4 protein-coding genes are annotated in these 3464 nt (G+C 75.1%); 2 read left to right on the top strand and 2 right to left on the bottom strand.

The features are described from left to right. Nucleotides 1-910, top strand: a 910-nt coding sequence (locus OUY22_RS36230; RefSeq protein WP_270159839.1) for a PucR family transcriptional regulator, incomplete at its 5' end; no start/stop codon positions are given. A gap of 13 nt (nt 911-923) precedes the next feature. On the opposite strand, the gene OUY22_RS36225 is transcribed toward OUY22_RS36230, so the two are convergent. Beyond that, nucleotides 924-1871 (bottom strand): quinone oxidoreductase family protein, encoded by a 948-nt coding sequence (locus OUY22_RS36225; RefSeq protein WP_270159838.1) that lies wholly within the window; start codon nt 1869-1871, stop codon nt 924-926. A 50-nt stretch (nt 1872-1921) separates the two neighbouring features. After that, a complete protein-coding gene (locus OUY22_RS36220; protein WP_270159837.1) occupies nt 1922-2779 on the bottom strand; it encodes a Vgb family protein in 858 nt (285 codons plus the stop codon). Nucleotides 2780-2923: 144 nt separating this feature from the next. On the opposite strand from OUY22_RS36220, the gene OUY22_RS36215 reads away from it, so the two are divergent. Next, nucleotides 2924-3464 (top strand): TetR/AcrR family transcriptional regulator (locus tag OUY22_RS36215; RefSeq protein ID WP_270159836.1); only part of this gene is annotated, 541 nt, incomplete at its 3' end.

The raw sequence follows: 3464 nt of genomic DNA, 5'->3' as shown, positions 1-3464 counted from the left end.
CCTGACGCCCGCAGCCCTGACCCCCGCCGCTCCGCCCGCGGACCGACCGGCGGCCCCGCCTCCGGGGGCGCCTCCGGGGGCACCGCCGGGGCCGGTGCTGCTGCCAGCGCTGCGCAAGTCCGTCGGCGCCCTCATGGCCGGGTACGAGGACGCCCAGCACGCCGCGTTGCGCGAGGCCGAGCAGGAACGCCGCGCCTTCGTCGACGACCTCCTGCACGGCCGGGCCGAGCGGCTGGCGGAACGGGCCGAGCACTTCGGGTTGCGGCTGGCCGAGTCGTACCAGGTGGCCGTCGCCCGCGGGCTCGACGGGAACGGCCCGGACCGCATCGAGCGCGACCTGACCGCCCGGTTCGGCTCGCACAACATCCTGGTCGCGGTGCGGGACGGGCTGCTGGTGTGCGTGGTCCCGGCCACGCTCCCGGCGGCGGTCGGCGAGTTCACCCACCACGTGCGCTCCCGCTTCCCCGACGGCTGGCGGGTCGGCGTCGGCAGGCCGCAGCGCGGTCCCGGCGGGATCGTCACCTCCTACCGGGAGGCGGCCGGCGCCCTCGACCTGGCCGACAGGCTCGGCCTCAAACACGACGTGGTCAAGGCCGCCGACCTGCTCGTCTTCCCCGTCCTGCTGCGTGACAGAGGCGCGATGGAGGATCTGGTGACGAGCGTGCTCAGCCCGCTGCTGGGGGCGCGCGGCGGGCACGAGCCGCTGCTGGAGACCCTGGAGGCGATCTTCGCCGCGCACGGCAACCAGACCGCCGCCGCGCGCCGGCTGGGCGTCAGCACCCGCGCGGTCACGTACCGGCTGCAGCGCGTCCACCGTCTCACCGGCTTCTCCCCGGACGACCCCACCCAGCGGTTCACGCTGGAGACGGCCGTGCTCGGCGCCCGCCTGCTCGACTGGCCCTGGGACTAGCCGGGCGCGGCCGTCACGGGACCAGCAGCAGCTTGCCCGTGGTCCGACGGGCGGCCAGATCCTCGTGCGCCCTGGCGGCGTCGGCCAGCGGGTAACGGTGCGACACGTCCACGCGCACCCGGCCGGAGCCGATCCAGCCGAACAGGTCGGCCGCCCGCCACAGCAGCTCGTCGCGCTCGGCCAGGTGATCGCCCAGCGACGGCCTGGTGAGGAAGAGCGACCCGGCCCGGTTGAGCCGCTGCGGGTCCACCGGCGGCACCGGACCGCTCGCGGCCCCGTACAGGACCATGAGGCCGCGCCGGCGCAGCGCCTCCAGCCCGCCGTCGAACGTGGTCGCGCCCACGCCGTCGTAGACCACGTCCACCTTGCCGCGCAGCCGCTCGGTGAAGTTCTGGTAGGTGAGCACTTCGTCGGCGCCCGCCTCCAGCGCCAGCTTCTCCTTGGCCGGGGTGGACGCCGTGCCGTACACGGTGGCGCCGAGCATCTTGCACACCTGGACGAGCAGTTGGCCCATCCCGCCGGCGGCGGCGTGCACGAGCACCACGTCGCCCTCCCGCACCCGGTGGGTGGAGTGGGTGAGGTAGTGGGCGGTCATGCCCTGCAGCATCACGGCCGCGGCCAGGTCGGGCGCGACCCCCTCGGGCACCGGCACCACCTGGCCGGCGGGCACGACGGCCTTCTCGGCGTAGCTGCCGAGCGTCATCGCCCACGCCACCGTGTCGCCCACCGCCACGTCCGTCACGCCGGGCCCGGCGGCGGACACCACGCCCGCGCCCTCGGACCCGATCGTGCAGGGCAGCCGCAGCGGGTAGGCGCCGGAGCGGTGGTAGATGTCGATGAAGTTGACCCCGCTCGCGGCGACGTCGACCACCACCTCGCCCGGTCCGGGCTCCGGGTCGGGCCGCTCGACGTACTGGAGGACTTCGGGGCCGCCCTGGGCGGCCAGCACGATCGCACGCATGCCCCTAGTCAACTACGGATCGCCCGGCGGCCGGAGGCCGGGGACCGGCGTCAGGCGGCGAGCCGGTCCGGCAGCACCCGGGCCAGGCCCCCGGACTCCATCGCCACCCAGATCGCGCCGTCGGGGCCGGTGGCCAGGCCGTGGGGCTCCGACCCGGGCAGGTCGAACTCCCGGATCACGCCGTCGACCGTGATGCGGCCCAGCCGGCAGGTGGCCCACTCGGTGAACCAGAGCGCCCCGTCCGGGCCGGTCGCGATCGCGTGCGGCCGGCAGTCGCGGTCGGGCAGCGGGTGTTCGGAGATCTCACCCGCCGGGTCGATCCGCCCGATCTGTCCCGCCCCGATCTCCGCGAACCAGAGCGCGCCGTCCGGCCCCGCCGTGATGTGCACCGGCGCCGCCCCCTCGGTGGGCAGCGGGTGCACGCTCACCGCGCCGCCGGTCGTGACCCTGCAGACGGCCCCGGCCTGGTTGAGCGTGAACCAGAGCGCGCCGTCGGCGCCGGCCGCGATGCCCGACGGCATCCCGCCCACCACCGGCACCGCGAACTCGGCCCGCTCCCCGCCCGCGGTGATCCGGCCGACGTGGTCGCGCATGCTCGTGTACCACATCGCGCCGTCGGGCCCGGCCACGATCCCGTACGGGGCCTCGGCCTCGTACGAGGTGACCTCGAACTCCGGCGTGATCCGCCGGATCCGGTTCCCCTGGAACTCGGTGACCCACATGGCGCCGCCGGGTCCGGGGGCGATCACGGTCGGTCCGCCGTCGGCCGGGTCGAGCCGGTGGACGACCGGCTCCCCGCCGGGGACCAGCCGCCCGACCGCGCCCTGGTGCACCAGCGTGAACCAGAGCGCCCCGCCGGCGCCGGTCGCGACCCCGTACGGGGCCCCGTCCGCAATGGTGATCAACATGGCGTCCTCCCGTGAGTTCGAGCGCTGATCCGGGGAAGCGCGTGCCCCCGCCGCCTTCGGACAGCACTCCAATCGCAACTTATGTCGCTTTAGTGTGCACAGGGCTTAGGATTAACGCAACTGAAGTTGCGTAAGGAGGGTGCTGTGGAGCCGAGCAGGCGACCCGGCGGGCGCAGCGCCCGCGTCCGCGACGCCGTACGCCAGGCGACCCTGGCCGAGCTGGCAGGGAAGGGGTTCCGCGGGCTCACCGTGGAGCACGTCGCCGAGCGGTCCGGGGTCCACAAGACCACCGTCTACCGGCGGTGGGGCAGCGTCGAAGGGCTGATCTCCGACGCGCTGGAGCTGGCCCGCGACGAGCCCTGGCCCGTCCCCGACACCGGCGCCGTCGAGGGCGACCTGCGCGGGGTGGCCCGGCTCGTGCAGAGCGGGTTCGCCGATCCGGAGCTGGGGCCGGTGTCGTCGGCGTTCGTGGCGGCGGCCATGCAGAGCCCCGAGGCGGCCCGGGCCCTGCACGACTTCTTCCAGGCCCGCCACGAACAGTCGGCCCAGGTGGTGCGCCGGGCCGTCGAGCGCGGCGAGCTCCCCCGCACGGTCGACGCCCACGAGCTGATCAGGGCTGCGGTGGCCCCGATCTACTACCGGCTGTTCGTCACCCACGAGCCGGTGACGGAGGCGGACGCCGACC

This window comes from Nonomuraea corallina, assembly GCF_027620315.1.
Taxonomy (GTDB): Bacteria; Actinomycetota; Actinomycetes; order Streptosporangiales; family Streptosporangiaceae; genus Nonomuraea; species Nonomuraea corallina.
The sequence above is the reverse complement of the archived record's forward strand: the minus strand, read 5'-3'. Positions and strand labels throughout refer to the sequence as shown.